At 37.1% G+C, this 23,236-nt stretch carries 5 protein-coding genes; all 5 read left to right on the top strand.

Annotated elements, in window-relative coordinates; translation table 11 throughout:
• Positions 1–6 precede the first annotated feature (6 nt).
• The 5 genes from J7I90_RS21170 to J7I90_RS21150 all read left to right on the top strand — a co-directional run bounded on the left by J7I90_RS21170 (position 7) and on the right by J7I90_RS21150 (position 23,229).
• Positions 7–7,542 carry a non-ribosomal peptide synthetase gene (locus tag J7I90_RS21170; protein WP_214773624.1) on the top strand — a complete coding sequence of 2,512 codons (7,536 nt, stop codon included), beginning with the start codon at positions 7–9 and terminating at the stop codon, positions 7,540–7,542.
• A gap of 10 nt (positions 7,543–7,552) precedes the next feature.
• The gene (locus J7I90_RS21165) at positions 7,553–7,819 is read left to right on the top strand and encodes a phosphopantetheine-binding protein (protein WP_214773623.1); all 267 of its coding nucleotides are present in this window, start codon (positions 7,553–7,555) and stop codon (positions 7,817–7,819) included.
• Positions 7,820–7,845: 26 nt separating this feature from the next.
• Complete coding sequence (locus J7I90_RS21160) at positions 7,846–12,564, top strand: non-ribosomal peptide synthetase (protein WP_214773622.1); 4,719 nt, start codon at positions 7,846–7,848, stop codon at positions 12,562–12,564.
• Between the two features lie 79 nt (positions 12,565–12,643).
• The gene (locus tag J7I90_RS21155; RefSeq protein WP_214773621.1) at positions 12,644–20,329 is read left to right on the top strand and encodes a non-ribosomal peptide synthetase; all 7,686 of its coding nucleotides are present in this window, start codon (positions 12,644–12,646) and stop codon (positions 20,327–20,329) included.
• On the top strand, positions 20,326–23,229 hold the full coding sequence (locus tag J7I90_RS21150; protein WP_214773620.1) for a non-ribosomal peptide synthetase: 2,904 nt from the start codon (positions 20,326–20,328) through the stop codon (positions 23,227–23,229). The genes J7I90_RS21155 and J7I90_RS21150 overlap by 4 nt, the downstream gene beginning before the upstream one ends.
• The last annotated feature ends 7 nt before the right edge of the window (positions 23,230–23,236 follow it).

The following is a 23,236-nucleotide window of genomic DNA, read 5'->3' as shown; positions in this document are numbered from 1 at the left end:
AAAATGATGAATATGAATTCTTTAGCGAATTTATTTGAAGAAAGTGTTAGGCAATATGGAGACAATGTAGCAGTAAGAAATAAGGATATGCAATTTACATATAAAGAAACGAATATCTTGGCAAATAAAATGGCAATGTACATAAAGGACAAAGGGATAAATAAAGGAGACAATGTCGGAATCTATATTGAAAAATCCGAGCATGTTTTATTTTTGATCATAGCCTTACTTAAATTGGGTGTTACTTATGTACCTATCGATCCCAAAAGTCCTGGTGAAAGAGTAAAGCATATAATAAAGAATTCAGAATTGAAGTTATTAATTGGGGATAAAAGCCGGAATGGCGACATGGATTGTAATTATGTATCCATTGATGAAGTGATTGAGAATTCAAAAGAAATGACAGGTGAGAATCTACATACACTAATTGACCCGGAGGATCCAGCCTATATCATTTTCACATCGGGCTCTACAGGAAAACCTAAAGGAGTTTGCGTTTCACATGGAAATGTCATGAACTTATTTTATGGCTGCGACGATTTGTTCGAGTTTACTAATAAAGATAAATGGACATTTTTCCATTCCTACGCATTTGATTTCTCCGTCTGGGAGATGTGGGGGGCTTGGATATATGGCGGAGAAGTTGTAGTGGTTTCATTTGAAGAAAGCAGAAATCCAATATCCTTTGTTGAATTATTGATAAATACACAAGCAACCGTTTTTAATTGTACGCCAAGCGCTTTCTTCGAAGTGAGTGGTGAGCTCCTGAATCGTCAAAATGAATTAAGTTTAAAATACATTATTTTTGGAGGGGAAGCATTAAACTTCAAGAAATTGACGCAGTGGTTTTCTCCCGAAAATGGCAGGCTGCCAAAGCTGATAAATATGTATGGAATAACTGAAACGACCGTTCATGTAACATATAAAGAAATCACCAATAGTGATGTTGAAAAAGGAATGACCAATATCGGAAAAGTCTTGCCTCATCTTGGATTCAAAGTGATGAATCAAAATGGAGAAGAAGTAGCTGGAGAGGAAGAGGGCGAGTTATACGTTTCGGGAAAAGGTGTATCGCTTGGCTACTATAAAAATCCGATGATGAATGAGATGAAATTTAAGGATATTGATAATGTCCGCTACTATAAGTCAGGGGATGTAGTGAAACTGTTGGATGATGGTGATCTGCAATATATCTCCAGGAATGATGAGCAAGTGCAGCTAAGAGGTTTCAGGATTGAATTAGGGGAAATAGAGAGCGCGTATAATGGTTTGCAAAATATCAAGAATGCAGTTGTTACGATGGAGAAAGCGTTCAATGATGATATGCATTTATTTTTATATTATGTTGCTGATGAAGAATTAGCTGCTGATTATTTGAGGGAAAGTGTAAAAAGCTCATTGCCAGCGTATATGATACCAAGCTTTTTTATCAAGGTGGACAACATCCCCCTAACTGTAAATGGAAAACTGGATAAATCATTATTACCAAAATTCTTAATAAAAGACTTTGAATCTCCACCAAATATCAAGAATCCTGTAGATGAAACAATAAGTGAAAAAGTAAGGGAATTAGTGGTTGGCATCATAGGCAATGGGGTTATAAAAAATAATCAGTCGCTACTTGAAAGCGGAATGAACTCATTATCGATAATGAGATTGATTGTCAATATTAAAAATCAATTTCATATTGAAATTGCTCCTTCCGTTTTATTGGAAAACGATACGATTATGAAATTATCCGAAGTCATAGAAGCTCGTCAAAAAGAAGAGGTAAAGCAAGATTATACACCTATCCATATCAATGCCAGAAATACATACCCCTTAACATATGAGCAAGAAAATTTGTGGTTCATTCATCAAACCAATGTAGACAAATCATTATATAACATCGTTTTTTCGTATGAAATAGCAGGTGAAGTTAATGAGGTAAACCTGGAATTATCGTTAGATAAGCTAAGCAATAAACATCAAATTTTAAAAAGTGTCATTAGGGAAGAAGCCGGAGTGGGCATCTTGGTTTTCGATGATTCGATTCATCATGATATTAATTATATCGATGTTTCGGATCTTCCTTTAGACATGCAGGAAGAAAAAATGAATCACTTTGTGAAGGAAGAAACGGAACGGCAATTTGATTTAGGAAATGGTCCCCTCCTATCCATTACGTTAGTGAAGACGAATGAAAGTGAATATGAATTATTATGTAACATCCACCATATTATTTTTGATGGTTGGTCGATTCCATTAATGATCAATGATTGGTTTGCCATTTATGAGGAAATCGAGAATGGCGACCGAAATGATACAGATAACCAATCACTCCAATATGGAGATTATGCTTTATGGCAAAAAAACTCACCAAATTATGTAACAGGTAAGGATAATGAGTTCTGGTGTAATGAAATAACGGCATTACGGCAAAAGTCCTTTTTACAATATGATCATCAAAAAAACGGAGAGGGTAAAAGCGCGTCCGATATTATCAGCTTTTTGTTACCTAAAGAAATTCAAGACAACCTGAAAAGTCTTCATAAAGAAACGAAATCGACTTTGTTCATGAGTTTACTTACCGCCTATCAAACCTTTTTATCGGTTTATTTTGATGAAGAGCAAGTTGTCGTCGGCAGCCCTTTGGCGAAGAGAAACCATGTGGATACTGAACAATTGATAGGATATTTCGTCAACACCTTGCCTTTTAAATTACATGTATCCCAGGAAGATTCATTTGAAGGGATTTTGCGAAAAAACATAAAAAATATTGCAGGTGTTTTTGACCATCAAAATTTACCTACTAAGGAGATTTTGAAATATTTATCGGTAGAAAGAACCATGGGAAATACGCCGTTGTTCGATACAGTATTCGTCCTGCAAAATAACCAAAAAGAAAAGCTGGCATATAGGAATTTCAAGTTGAAACCGAAAAAAATCAATACCTTTAAAGCTAAATTTGATTTGGTTGTTCAGGCAGAAGAAATGGATAAGGATGAATTAGTCATTTCGTTTGAATTCAACAGATCATTATTCAATAAAACGACGATTCAAAGAATGGCTAGTAATTTTAAACATTGGCTGCAAGAGATTACAACCAAGGAAAACAAGCGGATAAAGGACATTACCTACTTAGAGCCTGCACAGTTGCGATCATTAATCGAAATGGGGACAGGCAATGTAACTCAAAAAGTGGAAGATCATCGTTTTGAAGATGTAATAACCAGGTTTGAGAATAAAGTGAGTACAAATTTCAATGATGTTGCCATTGTTCATGGTGATGATCAGGTGAAGTATGGCGAGTTAAATGCCCGGGCAAATCAGGTGGCACAACGCTTATTCCTAAATCATGTAGGTGCAGAGGATAGAATCGGGATTTTTATGGATCGATCGATCAATATGGTTACGGCCATTTTAGCCATTATGAAAGTTGGGGCGGCATACGTGCCTTTGGACCCTTCACAGCCAGTGTCACGGCTGAAACATATGATTGAGGATTCTCAAATCACATATTGTTTAAGTAATGAAGAAGGACTTCCAAAGTATCCCGGTGATGAAGGAAAACTTTTATGTATCGAAGACATACTAAAAGAACGGGAAATGGAGTGTTCAGAATTCAAATCAAGAAAGATATCGGAAAGTGATCTGGCCTATATCATCTACACTTCAGGAACAACGGGAAAACCTAAAGGGGTCATGATTGAACATGGAGGGTTGGCCAACCTCTGTAATTGGCATATCAATTATTATTCAGTAGATGGAAAGGATGCAGCAGTACTAGTTTCTAATACATCTTTTGACGCATCCGTTTGGGAGATATTCCCTTATCTGACGAATGGGAATAAACTCCTGATATTGGATTACTATGATTTATTGGATGTAGAGATCCTATCGGAGAAGATGGAAAAGGAGAAGGTAACACTCGCGTTTTTTTCAACGGGACTGCTCGAGCAATTATTTATTAACGATATGAAATTTCCAGAATCAATCAGAGCTATTTTGACAGGGGGAGATCGTTTAAAAACGATACCCGATCGTTTGAGTTTTGATTTATATAATAATTACGGTCCAACGGAGGGAACGGTCGTTGCGACAGCATATAAGGTACTTCCTAGCGATGATACAGTTATTCCGATCGGAAAGCCAATCTTGAATGCAGAAGCATACGTGTTCAATTCCAGGATGAAGCCTGTTCCTAAAGGTCAAATAGGCGAGCTGTATATCGGCGGGAAAGGCATTGCAAGGGGATATATAAATAATCCGGGGAAAAACGATGAAAGCTTCATTAAAAACCCGTTCAATCCCTCAGGGAAACTATATAAAACTGGAGATTTGGTTAAGTATGCCGAGGATGGAAATCTACTCTTTGCAGGCAGGGCTGATGACCAAGTGAAAATACGCGGATATCGCATCGAACTTGGGGAGGTCAGTGCAGTTCTAAATAAATGCCCTGGTATAAAGGATTGCTTTATAGCGATAAAAGATGAATCTAAATCGAAGAAATTCATCATGGCCTATTATATCTCCGAAAATGACCTTGAGGAAAATTATATCCGGGATTATATGAAGAATCATCTTCCCCATTATATGATTCCTTCTTATTTCATTAAAATGGAGTTCTTTCCGCTAACAGTTAACGGCAAAGTGGATGCGAAGAGGTTGCCGGATACAAAAACGAACCCGGAAGGAAATAACAGTGAAAGTGTCATGAATGGAACGGAACAAAAATTGTTAAAGATATGGAAAGAGGTGCTGAATAATCAGGAAATAACCATCTTTGATAACTTTTTCGAATGTGGCGGAGACTCCATCCTCAGCATTCAAATTTGTTCACTTGCCAAGAAAGAAAATCTTCTCATCACTTCAAAAAACATCTTTGAAAAACAAAGTATTGAAGAGTTGGCAAAGGTTGTTAAATTGACGGGAGATTTAACGATAAATCAGTCTGATGTTTTTGGAAAGGCACCATTTACACCTATTCAAAGTTGGTTTTTCACTCAACAAATAAATAATTATAATCATTGGAATCAATCTGTAACGTTAAAGGGCTACCCGCAATTGAATGAAAAACGGCTGCAAAGAATCATGGCCCATATCGTCAGACATCATGATGGGCTCAGATCAAGGTTCAATAGAGAAGAATCATTTTCGCAAGTGGATAAGCATATCGACACTTCTGAATATTGGACTTTGAATTACGTAAATCTATCAGACATGAATAAGGACAAACAGGAACGGGAAATTGCCAGACTCGGAATCGGTGCACAACAGGGCATCAACATCACAAACGGACCACTAATGAAAATGGTATGCATCAATACTGGGCAAAACGAGCATGTAACCATTTGGATCATTCATCATTTACTTGTTGATGGGGTTTCCTGGAGAATCTTGATCGAAGATTTTGATCGGCTATATATTCAAGATATAAACAATCAGGAATTAAAACTGGATAATAAAACGACATCATATAAGGAATGGGCGAATAACCTCAATGAATATAAAAATAGCATTCCTTTAGGCATTAAAGAGTACTGGCTGAATGAACATGAAACGGTATATGAAAACGCCCTGGTCAAAACAGGAAATGTTTACGATGGAAAATCATTTGAAATGAAACTGAATAAAGAGATTACAAACAAAATCTATAATGATATGACAAAAGCGTATAAAGCATCTATCGATGAAATATACTTATCCATTTTCGCAGCGCTGATCGGGAAATATTTTAATAAAAAAGATATTCATTTTACTTTAGAGGGACATGGTCGCGAAGAGTTATTTCCAGGTATCGATCTGTCCAGGACAGTAGGCTGGTTTACGACCATGTGCCCGGTTTATATAGAAAATAAAGAATCCATTTCGAACACGATTCAAGGTACAAAGAAAAAGTTGAGGACCCTGCCCAATAAAGGGATTGAGTATGGGATCATAACCGAATTATGCGGCGAGACACATATGAAACAAAATAGGCCGATCATCAGTTTCAATAATCTAGGTAGATTTCACCAAAACAATGAATGGGCTGCAAAAGAGGTCACCTTTTTTAGTGAACAAGATATTCAACATAATTCCTATACCGAACATGAAGTCGATATCGAATTGCTTGTAGTGAATGAGGAGCAAACTATAAAAATAAACTATAACAGACATTTCGTAAGAGAAGATTTTGAGCAATATATGCAACACAATTTGCTGGAATCGTTACGGACATTGGAAGAAGAAACATCGGGAAAACAGATGTACCGCCCGGAAGACTTTCCATTGGTGGATATGCCTGAAGAGGAACTTAACCAACTATTGCACAAAGAAACAGGAATTGTTGATATTTATGAATTGACGGCTTTGCAAAAAGGGATGTTGTACCATAGCTTGTTTGATAGTGAAAGCAGCCAGTATAAAGTGCAGCTCATTTTTGATATTAAAGGTTATCTGGACGTCGAAAAATTAATCAATGCCATTGTGACAACTACAGGGAAACATGACATTTTAAAAACCAAATTATATTCAAGCAGAAAAGGGGTATTCTACCAACTCTTAATGAGTTCCATGGATACCGAGATTGACTATGAAGAAATAATCGATCATCAAGAGAAGTTGGAAGAGTTGTTAGCAAATCAATATAAGATCATAGATATCGAGAATAATAAGTTGAATCGCTTCATGATCGTTAAGCTTGCGGAAAATCAATACCAATTAATATGGACATTCCATCATATTATTATGGATGGTTGGAGTTACTCGATGGTGATTAATGACATTTTTGCTGCTTATCATTCAATAACACCATCATCATCCGTGAGTCCTTCATTTAAAAAGTATGTTGAATATATGAAAGATTATACAAGTAATAAGGAGCTGCGGGACTATTGGGCAGGGAAATTGGAAGGTGCTCGAAATTCCGGATCTCGTTTAATGGGAGTGTTGGAAGGCGAGGGGTACATTGAGAACAGCTACTTGAAAGTATTGGATGAGGAATTAAGTGATTCCATTCAACGATTCTGTCAGGAATACAAGATTACCATGAATACTTTCTTTCTAACCGTTTGGCTAACCACTTTGAAAGAAATAAAAGGTACGGAAAATGTATGCTGCGGCGTAGTGACATCCGGAAGGAATATTCCTATCCAAAATATTGAGGCAATGGTTGGTCCATTTATCAATACTGTGCCGTTCATCAAGCATATCAGCCACGAAAAGAACTACATGGAAATACTGGATGAAGTTCAAAATGAATTTTTGGAATTAAGTGCCTATGAGAATACACCTTTATCAGAGATTTATGAGTGGGCTAATTTGGAAAGCCAATTATTTGAATCATTGTATGCTTTTGAAAACTATCCGATGAAACTAGCTAATAATGATGAAATCCATGTGAGTTTGAAAGAAGGACGGGAAACGACCCATTATCCAATCGTCATCATCATCACCCCTGGTTCAAGTGTTCAAATTAAATTTAATGAGGCAGCGGTCAATCCACAGTTAAGGTCATCCGTACTTTCTATATTTAATCAAATCTTAAGTGACATGCTGGAAAAATCGAAAGTGAAATGAGGGGAAATATATGGAGACAACTATTGCGGTGAAGGAAAGATTAATTGAGGAAAAGCTTATTGGATTTTGGAACGAAATTTTAGAACAAGAGACAATAGATACAGATTCCAACTTCTTTGACTTAGGTGGGAATTCCCTTTTAGCCATGCAATTTATTCAAATGGTGAAGAATAACCTGGGAGTGAGATTACCAATCAAAGTGATGTTCGAACAATCCACCATCAAGGAACTATCTGTACTCATCAAACAATTGGACGATATGCAAAAGTTAAGTTGAATGGAAAAGAATTGAGGTGTTTTTCTATGAACAGGATGATCAGTGAAACGGAAGAAAGGCTATTACACTTGATTTCAATTGTTATTGAACCTTTTAAACTATCACTAGTAGAGGACATGAATGAATCACTAAGCACAAATGAAAAAAAAGATGAGTTTTTGTCTTCGATAAAACAGGAGTTTGGTATTCAATTAACACCGGAAATCATTTCAAGTCAATGGAATATAGAAAAACTGGCAAGTTTTCTGGACATGCTCCTCGACATGAGGGAAGACGAAGTAAATAAGCCTTATAAACGTGGGAAAAGTGAAGGAATGCTTTCTCATAATCAAGATAGAATGTATCTGTTCGACAGTCTGGATGAAAGGAAAATGCTCTATAATATGCCATTTAAATTCATTTTAAATGGCGTTGTGGACATTGATGACCTGCAGCAGGCATTAGATTTCATGATTGAACGCCATGAAACTTTGCGAACTAATTTCAGAGGTGAAAAACATCAAATCCTTCAATTCATATCAAAAAAAAGCCGAAACATGATTGCTTATGAAGACTGCCGGGGATTAAATCCCGAAGTCAGCGATTTAATGGTCACTTCCCATCTTACTGAAGAAATGGAAAGATGCTTCGACCTGGAAAATGATCATTTATTTAATATGAAACTATTTCGAGTTGATGAAGAAAAACATTATTTGGTATGCAATTTTCACCATATCATTTTTGATGGGGTATCGTTTGACACCTTTTTCGAAGAATTATTGGAGATTTATGAAAGAATTCAAACAGGCAGGGGTGGGGATATTCCCCCTCTGGACATGCAATATTTGGATTATGCTGTCTGGCATAAGGAGTGGGTCAAGGAAAGTACACCAAGCCAAAGGAGGTTTTGGGAAAGTTATTTAGATCAAGAGGAAGAAGCATTAGACCTTCCATTTGACTTTCAACGTCCAAAATCACCTTCTTACTCAGGAGAAAGACTGGAAATGGTCATAACGAATGAACTTCGTGCATGTATTGACAGGGTTTTAAAGGAGAATGGTACGACTTTATATGCTTTTATGATGACCGCATATCAAGTGTTTTTAAGTCGGTATACCGGGAAGAATACAATCATTGTCGGGAGTACCGTGGCAAACCGTGGCCAAGAAGAATTTGCCCGGATAATTGGATGCTTTGTCAATACGCTGCCATTGAAGCTGACCGTTGATCCATCAGAATCATTTCAGGAAATATTGAACCGGAATCGTAAAGTGATACTGGATGTATTGGAACATCAGGCTTTTCCATTTGAAAAAATCGTTGAAATCATTAATCCAGACAGGGATCTCAGTCATTCCCCATTGTTCCAAACAGCTTTGGCAATGGAAGAAAGCTTTGATGGGAACTTTAGCAATGCATTCTTCACTCTTGAACAAGACAAATTCGATATTCCTTATTCAAATTATGACCTGACTATAAAGGTGAAGGGTTCTCATGAGTTAATCCTGGAATTCGAGTATTCCGACGAACTTTTCAGACGGGAAACAATTGAAAGACTCATGCTGAGTTTCGAAAAATGGTTATTCCAAATTTGCAGAAATGCGGATATGCCTATCTGTCATTTGGAGTATTTAGATGACAAACAAATGAATCAATTGTTATTTGAGTGGCAAGGTGAGGTTTCGGATGCACATCAAAATGAGACGATCACCTCCATATTCAAAAGAATCGTCAAGAAGCATTCAAACAAATTAGCCGTTGCTGATAATGGTCAGGCCATTACTTATGCGGAATTGGATCAAAGGTCGAATGTGATTGCGAAACTGGTCAGAAATCATACCGAAAACGGTTCTAATAAGGTAGGCCTGCATGTAAACAGATCGATTGATATGGTAATCGGCATGCTGGGAATCATTAAAGCCGGGTGTGCATACGTTCCGCTTGACCCCATGCTGCCAGCTGAAAGATTGGAATATATCGTCAATGATTCGAAAATGGATATATGCATTACGAATCAAGTTGTGGCTCCTGCCATTAAAAAAATAGCTAAGGTGATTGATCTTGAATCCGTACATTACGTGGCTACCAAGTGCTGTAACGAATCTATTGCACCTTCCGATCTGGCTTACATAATCTATACTTCTGGAACGACAGGAAAACCAAAAGGTGTCATGTTATCCCATAGAGGCGTAGTGAATTTAATAATAAGTCAAAACAAGTACTTACAACTTGATGAGACCTCAAAGGTATTACAATTTGCCACTTTTAATTTTGACGCTTCTATATATGAGATTTTTGGAAGCTTATTAAATGGTGCAGAGCTGCATATCGGGAATAATAAGGAGAAAATGTTTGATTTATTCGCATTGGAAAATCAAATCAAAAGCGAAAAGTTAACGCATCTAGTATTGCCGCCTGCAGTATTACAAGAGCTCAATATAGAGGGCTCCCATGTGAAATTCGTCGGTTCAGCCGGGTCTGAATGTCCATTAACCTTGCTGGATCTCTATCAAAATATAAATTTTTATAATGCCTACGGTCCAACGGAATATTCAGTATGGACCACGATCGAGATGTTTAAAGCGTATGAAAACAATGGGACTACCAATAATAAAGTCCCGATAGGCAAACCCATCCTGAATACTGACGTCTATTTATTAAGTCCTGAGCAAAGACTCGTACCAATCGGTGCTGCAGGGGAAATATATATTGGTGGTGAAGGGTTAGCTGTTGGATATGTGAATAATGATGATTTAACAAAAGAAAAGTTCATTGAACATCCTTTTAAAGCTGGAAAGCGTTTGTATCGCAGCGGTGACCTTGCAAAATTCACGAGCGATGGTGAGTTGATTTTTCTGGGGCGTAAAGATAATCAAGTGAAAATCAGAGGTTTCCGTGTGGAAGTGGATGAGATATCGGTCAACCTCAATGCGTATCCGCAAGTATGTGACTCATTCATTAAGGTTCAGGATCAGCCAAACCTAAATAAACAAATAATCGCTTATTTCACATCCAGCCAACAAGTTGATTACGATCACTTAAAAGCATTTTTAAAAGAGAGATTACCAAGTTACATGATTCCTTCATTCTTTATGCAAGTAGATAAATTCCCATTAAATGCAAATGGGAAAATTGATTCAGCACTTCTTCCGATACCAGTAACCAGAAGCAATACATTGGAAAAACCTGAAACGTTCAATGAGAAAGTGCTTCTTCGAATTTTTAAAAGTGTCTTAGGGTTGGATGATATCAGTATCCGGGATAACTTTTTTGAACTTGGCGGCGATTCCATTCAGAGCATTCAAATATGTTCACTAGCAAGGCAGGAAAGTATAATCATCAGTCCTAAATCAATTTTTGAAAATCAAACGGTAGCAGAGCTGGCAGCGATCGCGAAAACCGAAAATAAGGTCATGATTCAACCTATAGCCACTAGAGGGAATGTGGAACTGACCCCCATCCAAGAGTGGTTCTTTGCGGAGCACACTGCTTCCATCAATCATTGGAACCAGTCCATTGTTTTTAGTAAAGATTCCTGTGCTCAAATGGAGGACATTGAAAAAATTCTATCACAACTCGTGGAACATCATGATGGATTGTTAACCCTATTTGAAAAACGTGACAATAAATATATCGGGAATATAGACTCCGAACACAAAACGTGGGAGTTAGTCTATAAGGATATACATCATTTGGATGAGGAAACGCGAATAAGGGTGAGAGATGAATGGGACAGTAAGGCTCAAGGTTCATTGGACATAAGTAATGGGCCGATCATGAAAATGCTTGTTTTAAAAGAACAACCGAACAAGTATCGCTTCTTTTGGGTAATCCATCATTTATTGATTGATGCCGTTTCCTGGAGGATTTTACTTGAGGATTTCAATACTCTCCATGATCAGGCATTAAACAATCAAACAGGAAGGCTTGCTCATAAAACGTCATCATTTAAAGACTGGTCAAACTTCTTGAAGAAATACAATGAATCGTTGCTGGACCCTGAAACCCTACGCTATTGGGAACAAAAAATAAAAAGTGAAATAACGGATTTTAAGATAGCGGAAGATTTTATAGCTAAAGAAGAAAGAACGATGGAGAAATCATTCAGTGAGGAAGAAACTGAATTCTTGATCCAGGAATTATCAAGGGAATCAAAAGCGACTGTAGAAGAAATATTGTTGTCATTAATCGCAAAGGGCTTGAACCAATCTTTTGATGTAAAGAACTTCTGGATGGAAGTAGAAGGGCATGGCAGGGAAATGGTTGACGAGACAATCGATGTTACTAGGACAGTTGGCTGGTTTACTGCAATGTATCCAATATTGCTGCATTCAGATGAGACGTTTGACGACACTTTAAAAAACACAAAGAATGCTATAAGGGAAATCCCAAATAAAGGTTTTGATTATGGCGTCATCAAGTATTTACGACCAGGGGTCATTCAGGATCCGGATATCCACGTTACTTTTAATTACTTAGGAAGATTGGATTCTCAATTTGAATCATCCAATAGCAGGGACTTTGGTGAGTTTGAAAATAAACCAAAACTGCATTTCCTGTCATTTATCCAGGATGGAAAACTAATCATAAAAATCATTTCAAAATTAGCTGAAGAAAAAATGAACTTAATAATAGAAGCTATTGGTGAAGTCGTCAAGGAAATCAAGGGAACTGAGTTTGACCAAGGTTCTTTAATAGAAAGTGATTTCCCGGATGCGATGCTCACTGAGGAAGATTTGTTTCATATATTGAATTCTAATAAATAAGGTGATTACTGGTTTAATGGAATGATTGTAGCCAGCGGGTATGGATGACACGAAGATAATGGAATCGGGAGGCGCAAAATTGGAGAAATCTATTCAGAATATCTACTCATTAACTCCGCTTCAAGAAGGAATCCTTTATGAACTGGAAATGAACAATACCATAGAGAACCTTTACATTTCTCAAATGCGAATCAGGATAACGGGCGCTCTTGAAGTGAAGGCATTATTCGAGGCGTGGAGTCAGGTTGTAGAACGACATGAAGCATTAAGAATGAAGGTCATCTCTAAAAATATTGAAAATAATGTTCAGGTTGTATTCAATACAATGGATTATCAGCCGGAAATGATCGATATGACAGAGTTGAGTGAACATGAACAATTAAAGGAAATTCAGAGAGTGACTTCCGAATCCCAGGAGATGGGTGTCAATAACTCCAATTTGATGAAACTCCAGTTAGTGAAAATTGAAGAAAATCAGTTTATCTTGATTTGGACTCATCACCATATAATTTTGGATGGTTGGAGTACCAGCATAGTCATCGATGAACTCTTTGTTATTTACAGCCAAATTGTAGGAAAAGACTCCAAAGGGCTTATTGAAAAGCCAAAGCAATATGGAGATTTTATTAGGTATATGAATAAAACAGATGCGGAAGATTTAAATCGTTTTTGGAAAGAGCTTGCAAAGGATATTGACCAGCCGACAATCACATTTCCCGTCATGAAGCATGAAAACCACCAGGACAATGATCTCTTCTGGGAGCTGGATAAAACACAAAGTAAGCTTTTAAGAGAATTTGCCGCTAAAAACCATGTAACGCTTAATGTATTACTGCAGTTAATTTGGTCAATCGTCCTAAAGGAAATGTCCAATCAAAATCGAATCGTCTTTGGAATCGTTAGCTCTGGCAGGTCGAACAACTTATTCAAATCGGAAGAAATCGTTGGGATGCTCATCAATACAATTCCGATGATAGCTGAAATAAACGATACAGACAGCGTTACCGATTTACTGAAACGATTCCAGGAAACATTGAACAATATGCTGGATTACTCCCAAATTTCTTTAGTGGATATCAAAAGGCATACGAAATTAAAGAATGAAGATCCGATTTTCGAAACTTTATTTGTTTATGAAAATTATCCGGAAGCGAAAGATGAAGGACTAAGCATTAACTGGGAAGTTGAAGGCGGAAAAGAATCACATAGCTTTCCATTATCATTACAGGCCCAGGATAATAAAGAAACGATTACATGCAAATTGTATTTTAATACCTGCTTCTTACAGCGTTCTCTAGTAAATGATATTCAATCTGCCTTCATGCAGATTGCCGATCAAATTACAAAAGCTCAGCAAATTGACGGAATATATGTCGATGTTGATTTTTCAAAACTAAAAAATGATGTGAGCAAGAACTATCAAGCAACAAATGACCATGCTATTTCCTCCCCATCGGTTAATCATGAACTTAAAGAAATATGGCAAGAGTTTTTCTTGAACAGCGATATTAATGAGGATTCCGATTTCTTTCAATTGGGCGGGCATTCGATAACAGCCATGAAATTGGTATCTAAAATAAATAAAAGACTTGAAGTGAATATGAAATTAGCTGATTTGTTTGAAAATCCTACATTGAAGATGCTAAGTCATAAGATCTTTCCGGAAATGAGTACACCTCCGAAAGATGAAGCACAGGTCGTTTCATCTTTTGTGGAAAAGACATTTTTGGAAGTCCTATCAACAAATCAAATCGATAAAGATGCCGATTTTTTTGAAATGGGCGGACACTCGATTTTAGCCATGAAGTTATTGAACAAATTAAACAAAGAATACAATCAAATACTAACATTGAAAAATATTTTTCAAAATTCAACAATCGATTCGTTGACCGACTTCATCATTAATGAAATTTCAGATCATGACATGGAGCACATGGAAGCGCAACAAGAAAATCATGTTTTATCCAGTAACCAAGAGGCTTTATGGTTCAACGAAAAACTCAACGGTAAGACAGCCAATTATAATATCCCTCAGAAATATAAAATTACTGGAAGAGTGGATACTTCAATGCTGGAAAAAGCCTTAAATCATGTCGTTAATAGACATGAGATTTTGAGGACAACCGTCCGTGAAAACGCTGGTAAAGGCTATCAGGAAATCAGGGAGGATTTATACATTAAAATGGAAGAAATCGATCTCTCTGCGTTAAAGACCGAACAGCAAACGAGTCGTCTGCTGCAAATTGAAGACGATGTCCAATCAAACATCTTTGAAGTTGAAAAAGGTCCTCTCATGATAGTGAAACTTGTTAAATTGAGTGAAAAGGATTTTGTTCTATTTGTGAATCTCCACCATTTCGTTTTTGACGGATGGTCAGTGAGTATATTTTTAGATGAATGGTTATCGTTTTATGACTCTGAAGTGAATGAAAAGGAATTGTTCCTTGGAAATGACTTTAAACAATATAAGGATTTTGCATTAGAGCAGAAAAACTGGTTGGAAAATAACATGAAAGAAGAATCGCAATTTTGGGAAACAAACTTATCCGGGGAATTACCTAAATTGGAGCTTCCTTTAGATACGGTTCGTACAAAAGAAAATCGCAACGATGGCAGCAGTTTTATAGTGGAACTATCAAGGGAAGAGCTGCAGGGTGTAAAGCGGATGTCCCTGGAAAAAAACTCGACATTATTCATGACACTGCTTACGATGTACCAGTCTTTCCTAGCAAAATATACAGGTCAAAACGATATCATCGTTGGAAGTCCTTTGGCGAATAGAATGATTGAAGGTACAGAAAAATCGATAGGTTATTTTGTCAATACACTGCCCTTTAGATTAAAGCTGGGACATGAGGAAACATTTGAAGAGATACTTCAAAGAAATACAGGCCATATCATCGACATCTATGATCATCAGCAAATGACTTTGGAGAAAATCGTTGAAGTCATTAACCCAGAAAGAAATTTAGCAAGCACTTCTTTATTTCAAACCGTCTTCATTTTACAAAATAATGTCAAAGCTGCATTGGAAAGTGAATACATAAAGATAACGCCTGAAGTAATAAAATCAAAGGCAGCAAAATTCGATTTAAGTTTAGCTGCAGAAGAATTTGAAGATAAGCTATTATTCGCCTTTGAGTATAATTCAGGGATCTTCAATGAACAAACCATTCAATCTTTGGCTGAGAATTTCCTGGAGTGGATCAGGGAAATTGCCAATCAGCCTGGACAATCCATCGATAAGGTATCCGTCGTCAGTAAGAAGCAGGAGAAAGTATTATTGGAAGAATGGCAGGGAGAAACCATTGCCTTTGAGGGTATCAATGACACAATCCCGGAAGCCTTCCATAAAATTGTTGAGCGATTTCCTGAAAAGATAGCCATTGTAGATGGTCCCAGAACCATTACATATCGCGAATTGAATGAAAAGAGCAATCGAATTTCACACTATTTACTAAGCAAAGGGATTTCTAAAGAGGAAAGAATCGGAATTTATGTGAATCGATCAATTGATATGGTGACGGGGATGTTGGCAGTAATTAAAGCAGGTGCTGCGTACGTTCCATTGGATCCTCATTATCCTAATGAACGATTAAGCTACATGGTAGAAGATTCATCCATTTCCTATTGCTTGAGTCACAAAGAACTCGGAAAGAATGGTTTGATAGAACCATCCAAAATAATATATTTTGAAGATATTGAAAAAGAATCGCATGTGTCAATGGAAGCGAATCTTCATATTGCGGATCAGCGGGACTTAGCATATGTCATTTATACCTCGGGAACGACAGGCAGGCCAAAAGGAGTCATGTTGGAACATAGAGGAATCATTAACTTAGTTTATAACCAAAATGAAATGATGTGTTTAGATACATCAGCTAAAGTGCTGCAATTCGCTACGTTTAATTTTGATTCATCCGTCATAGAGATTTTCAGCACACTATTGTTCGGTGCCGAGCTGCATATAAGCGTAGATAAAGAAAATCTATTTGACATGAGTAAACTTGTTGAACAAATTAAGCGTGAGGAAATTTCTCATATCATTTTACCGCCTGCTGTGTTAAAGGAACTGCCAATCGAAGAATTGAGCACGATTAAAGTGTTGGGATCTGCAGGTTCTGAATGTCCAGTCGAGCTCGTTTCAAAGTTTAAGCATATATCGTTTTTCAATGGCTACGGCCCTACTGAATATTCGGTGTGTACAAGTTTTAAAATGTTTCCCCCGAATGAGGATGCTACGGATGAATTCGTTGTTTCAATTGGGAAGCCACTGACTAACACGGTTGCACTTGTGTTGGATGAAAACCGGAAACTAGTGCCGGCTGGAGCGGTTGGTGAACTTTATGTCGGAGGAATTGGGTTAGCGAGGGGATATCTGAATAATGAGAGCCTGACAAATGAAAGATTCATATCCAATCCATTCAACCCTAATGAAAAAGTATACAGAACGGGGGATTTAGTTAAGCATGACAAAGCTGGGGAATTAGTTTATATAGGCAGAGCGGACGATCAAGTGAAAATAAGAGGATACCGTGTTGAACTATCGGAGGTTAATGTTTCATTACGAAAACTAGCAGAAATCAAAGATAGTTATGTAACTGTGGTGGAAGATGGATTTGAGAATAAAAGGTTAATTGCTTATTATACGGTGAATGATGAGGTTTCGGTAGATTCAATCAGAAGGAGACTGAAAGAAACACTGCCTGCTTTCATGATCCCTGCTCATTTTATGCAACTGGATAAATTCCCTTTGACGCCGAATGGAAAAGTTGATCGGAAAACCCTGCCGAAATGGACGGAACAGTTGGATGAGAGGAAAGAAAAAGTGCCGGATGTGCAAGAACTGTCCAAAACTGAAACAGAACTTCTGACAATATGGAGAGATGTTTTAAACAATCCCGCTATAGGACCGGAAGATAACTTCTTTGAATGTGGCGGTGATTCAATCATCAGCATTCAAATATGCTCTGCCGCAAAAGAAAAAAATCTATTTATAACGCCTAAAGATTTATTTGAATACCAAACGGTCCGTGAGCTAGGGAATATTGTGAATGAACTGGAACAAAAACAAGTGGACCAAGAAAAAATATCAGGTTATGTACCGTTGACGCCTATTCAATCTTGGTTTTTTAATGAAAATCATGACAATATCCATCATTGGAATCAGTCAGTCGTTTTGGTGAAGGATCATGCATTGGCGACTGAACAATATAAACAAATCATCATGAAAATAATTGATCAGCACGACGTATTAAGGACATTATTTGAAAAACATGGTGATTCATATATTGGCAATATATCAAATGCTGATACGGCATGCGGTTTTCATGAGTATCATGTTTCCAGTTTTGCAGATGAAAATAGTCTGAAAGTAATTAAGGAACTGGAAGAAAACGCCCAACAAAGTTTAAACATACACAATGGCCCGATGATGAAGTTCCTTCTATTCAGGGATCAAAAGGACGTAAGGATTTTTTGGGTGATTCATCACCTTGTGGTTGATGGTGTGTCGTGGAGGATACTTTTAGATCATTTCGAAAGATGCTATCAACAGATAAAGAATGGACAAGAACCATCACTGCCTTTAAAAACGACTTCTTATAAACAATGGTCCGAGAAGCTGAATGAATACAAGAACACTGACCTACCGGAAGATGCCGTTCAATATTGGGAAAAGGAAATGAAAATCCCAGTTCCAGTTTCTCCGCTGACGGATAGCTTGGGAGAAACATGTGATTTTGAAAACATGTACAAAATACAAGTGGATGAGGACCAAACACAAAACCTCATTAAAAACACTTTAAGAAAACATAAAACGACGATTGATGAGGTTTTATTATCCGTCATTGCCCATTCAGTTTCCAATATAATGGGAACTGATGAATTTTGGCTCGATTTAGAAGGTCATGGCAGAGAGGATATTGAAGATGATATTGATTTATCAAGGACAGTAGGGTGGTTCACCTCCATTTATCCAGTAAGGATTAAAGGAATGCCGTCTTTGGGCTCAACCTTGAGAAATACAAAAAACAGATTAAGAAATGTGCCAAACAAAGGGTTTGACTTTGGAATCCTAAAGTATATTTCCACTCGGAATCATAACTATCCAGATAGTCTTGTGAGTTACAACTATCTAGGTCAATTTAATAACACTGGTGATATGGAACAAACCCATAGCAGCAATATCGATTCGAACTATACATTTCCATATAAGCTCAATTTTGTCGCCAGCATCGTAAACAATAGACTCATGCTGAATATTATTGGCGATAGCAACAATGAAAACTACCAAATGGTATGTAAAGAAGTTGAAGTGCACTTATACAAAATTTTAAGTGGAAGCGCAGATTTGAATGACTCAATTGTCGAAACGGATTTTCAAGCTGAGAAAATAGTCGATGGAAGTACGATCACCCATTTCATTAATAAGTTTAATAACATTGAAGAGATTTACCCAGTGACCTCACTTCAAGAAGGGATGCTATTCCATAGTGAAGTAACTCAAAGTCCTGAATATATTTCACAGCTATCCATTGATTTAATAGGTGATCTGGACTTGGACAAATTGGAAGAAGCCTGGAATGAAACCTGTAGAAAATACGACGTTCTTAGATCGGTTTTCAGGCGCAATCAATTGGGGGACCGTTACCAAATAATCCTTAATGACATTTATTATGTGTTTAATCATGTGGATCTAACGATGTGTAGTGAAGACGAATCAGCATCCAAGATAGAAAATCTTTTAGAGCATAGCAAAAACAGGCAAATGGATTTAGAGTATGGTCCGCTCATGAACATCACCTTGATCCAGCTATCGGATCATCGTTATAAATTCATATGGACACATCATCATGCTTTAATGGATGGCTGGAGCCTGCAAATCGTCATTAATCATTTTTTGGATAATTATCGAAACCCATCGACTATGGCAAAAGACAGTGATGAACATAAGATTGCCTATAAGCAAGTCATGAATCATGTCAGGAATATTAATAAACAGGATGAAGCAGCTTTTTGGAATGAAGAATTGAGGGATTTCGAACAAGTAAAAGCACTAGTAGGTAAGAAAACGGATAAGGAAGCTTTTATATCGGATAAAGTTTTTGAATATAGCCTGCCTGAAGAGCTTACCGAAAGATTAATAGAATTATCCAAGCGGTATAGAAAGACGATTAATACCGTTGTTCAAGGAGTTTGGAACATCGTTCTATCGTGCCTCAGTGAGAGCGACTCAGTATGCTATGGGGTGACAAGCTCAGGAAGGAACCTCAGCATTCCGCATATTGAAACAGCTGTAGGCTTATTGATCAATACTCTGCCATTCTCGTTGAAAATCGATTGGGAAGATGATTTGCAATCCTATCTTACTGCGATTCAAAACAAGCAATTACGAATGAGAGAGTATGAGTTCAGTTCACTTACGGATATAAAGCGATACGCTCAAATTCCATGGGATAAGGAATTGTTCCAACATATATTTGTATTCGAAAATTATCCGAGCACAGAACTGGAAGAGGATTCGCAAATCATGATCGAAAATTCAGTCGGAAGTGAATCGACCAATTTTGATCTTACATTCTCTGCGGCTATAGTGCAATCCAAGCTGCATTATAAAATCATTTATAAAAACAGTAAATTCTCCGAAAATGAAATTTTACGTTTTATGGATTCCATGCAGGAAATATTCTTAAAACTAACAGAAGATAAAATAGTTCCATCTATTGGAAATTTAATAAATCACTTGAAAGTTGGGGCCCGATGATAAGTAAATCGATGACGACGAATAAATTGATGTCAATAACTGAAGCTTTTAAAAAAATCGCGGAAGATAATCAATCAAAAGCGGCACTGTGCGAAAATGAACGTCAAATTACTTATAAAGAATTAGATATTCTTTCAGATAAGCTTGCCAAAAGGATCGTTGATTTGGGAATTCAAGAAGAAACAATGATCGGAATTCCAAGCAAAAGGTCCTTTGAACTGATTATAGGGATGCTTGCCATAATAAAGTCAGGCTGTTGCTATGTTCCAATCGACGAAAAGTACCCATTAAAAAGATTGGAATATATGCTTGCAGATACTGATATGAAGTTTTTCTTATCGTTTGATGGTCAAGAAGGGAAGCTCAGAGATTTGGATATTGAACCAATTCCATTTGAGATGAATGAACTTAGCAGGGACGGGCATATTCCCGTGAACCGTTCCTCGGAGGATGGTCTCGCATATGTTATCTATACATCAGGTACGACCGGGCAGCCAAAAGGTGTAATGATAGAGCATAAAAGTGTAGTCAATTTAGTATTGAACTCTGAAATACTTGAAATAAACGAAAATAATAGAGTGGCTCAATTTTCCAACCCTTGCTTTGACGCCGCAACCTTTGAGATATGGGGAGCTTTATTGAATGGGGCAACTTTATTCTTGCTGCCGAATGAGTTCACTTCTTTTGATGATTGGAAAGAAGCGATATCGATTGGAAAGGTGGATGTAGCATTTTTTACGACAGGTCTTTTCAATGCAATGGTAGATGAAGATCCATTAATTTTTGAAGGATTAAAGAAAATTGTGGTTGGCGGAGATAAAATCTCGGTTTCCCATGTGAGAAGATTGAAGCAGACAATCGGTCATTTTTCCTTGATTAATGGGTATGGACCAACTGAATGCACGACTTTTGCCATTTGCCATGAGGTCGAAGACTCAGATGCAGATGTCATTCCCATTGGAAAGCCATTGAGCAATGTAGAAATCAGGATTCTTTCTGAAGGACTAGTCGAGGTAGCAGATGGGGAAATAGGCGAAATCTACATTGGCGGTCAAGGGGTCATGAGAGGCTATTTAAATCAGCCGCAATTAACGGAACAAGCTTTGATCATGGATGATTTGAATCATACGAAGTGGTATAAAACAGGTGATCATGGCATCCGGTTACAAAATGGTGAGATCCTGTATAAAGGTCGAAAAGATAGTCAAGTGAAAATTCGCGGTTTTAGAATTGAACTGAATGAAATTCAAGACAAGCTTGATAAATACATGAAGGTTGAAAGTTCAGTAGTTGCTGTTAAAAACATCAATGATGAAAACTATGTTATCGCTTATTACAAACATAAAGATGAAAAAGCGGAAAACGCTGAAAAGGATATTAAAGATTATCTGAATAATGAATTGCCGAAATATATGATTCCCCACTTTTTTGTCAGAGTGGATGATTTCCCGCTTAATGCCAACGGTAAAGTGGATAAAGAGAAATTAATGGAAATGGATATCGTGCAAAATAAAAATTCCTTAACACATCAAGGAACTGGTAAGAAAAAAGAAGTATTGGAGATTTGGAGAAATGTATTGGGAAATCAAAGCCTAGGATTGGACGACAACTTCTTTGAACATGGAGGCCATTCCATTTTAGCTACCAAACTGGTCTATGTAATGAAGGAAACTGTACTTCCTGAAGCCACCTTACAAATTTTATTGGAAAATAATACAGTGAATAAATTTGTTGAGACACTTGAAGTCGATACATCTGGCAGCATCGAAGCAATGATGGTGAAGGATTCCATGCTCGATCGAGAGTTGAGGGAGAAAATAAGGGAAATATCCGCTAAACCAGTTCAAATTGAAAAAAATATGATGATTACAGGTGGAACAGGTTTTTTGGGAGCACACCTATTAAACAAATTGTTACTGGAATTGGAAGATGTCAAAATCTATTGTTTGGTTAGATTTCCTTCAAGAAATAGATTGAAAGATACTTTAATGAAATATGGTCTTTGGCAGGATGAATTCGTAAGTCGAATCGTTGTAATTGAAGGGGATCTTAGTAAGCATCAATTCGGTCTGGATGATGTGACATATGAGAAATTAAGCAATGATGTTTCTCATGTGTATCATGTCGGTGCAGAAACGAATTTCTTCGAGCCGTATAGCAAATCAAAAATATCGAATGTGGATGGTGTAGTGGAAGTCATTAAGTTTGCTTCATCATGCAATCGTAAAAGCATTTATTATGCATCAACGCTTTCTGTCTTGACCGGAGAAAGGAAATGGGACGAGGAAGACGAATTGGTTTACTCCCCCGATTTAATGATCGGGTACAGCCAGTCCAAATGGGTTGCAGAGAAATTGCTTCTTCAAGCAAGGGAACTCGGACTGACAATCGATATTTTCCGATTAGGCAGGATTTCATCTAATTTAAACGGGGTTTGGAACGAAAAGGATATGTTGTACAAGGTTTTTGAATCATTTATTGAACAAAGGATATTGCCATTTAAAGAGGAAATTCATTTTGAATTGATGCCAGTCGATTTTGTAAGTGAGTTTATTTACAAAATATCAAGATTGAAAGAGAATCAGAAGCTCGGGGTTTATCATATGTTCAATGATCAGAGAGTTTCAAGTGAATTCGTGACCTCCTTCTTCGAAAAAAATGAAATACCTTACACCAATATGGGGTTGGAAGAATGGTTACAATCTTTAAAAGAAAAGACCCAATCTAACGAAATTCATTCATTAAGTGCTTTGTCCCAGTTAATAGATGAATCAACTAAATTAAAAGAGTCGGAAATCCTGCAATCCAAAACCAAGAAGGAAATGGAAAGGCTATCAATGAAAATGCCGGAAATCGATTCAAGGTACGTTGAAAGCTTTATGAAGTACATGTTGAAATAATTAATCG

This window comes from Bacillus sp. ISL-57 (assembly GCF_018613135.1).
Lineage (GTDB): Bacteria > Bacillota > Bacilli > Bacillales > DSM-1321 > Peribacillus > Peribacillus frigoritolerans.
This window is presented reverse-complemented; position numbering and strand designations above follow the sequence as displayed.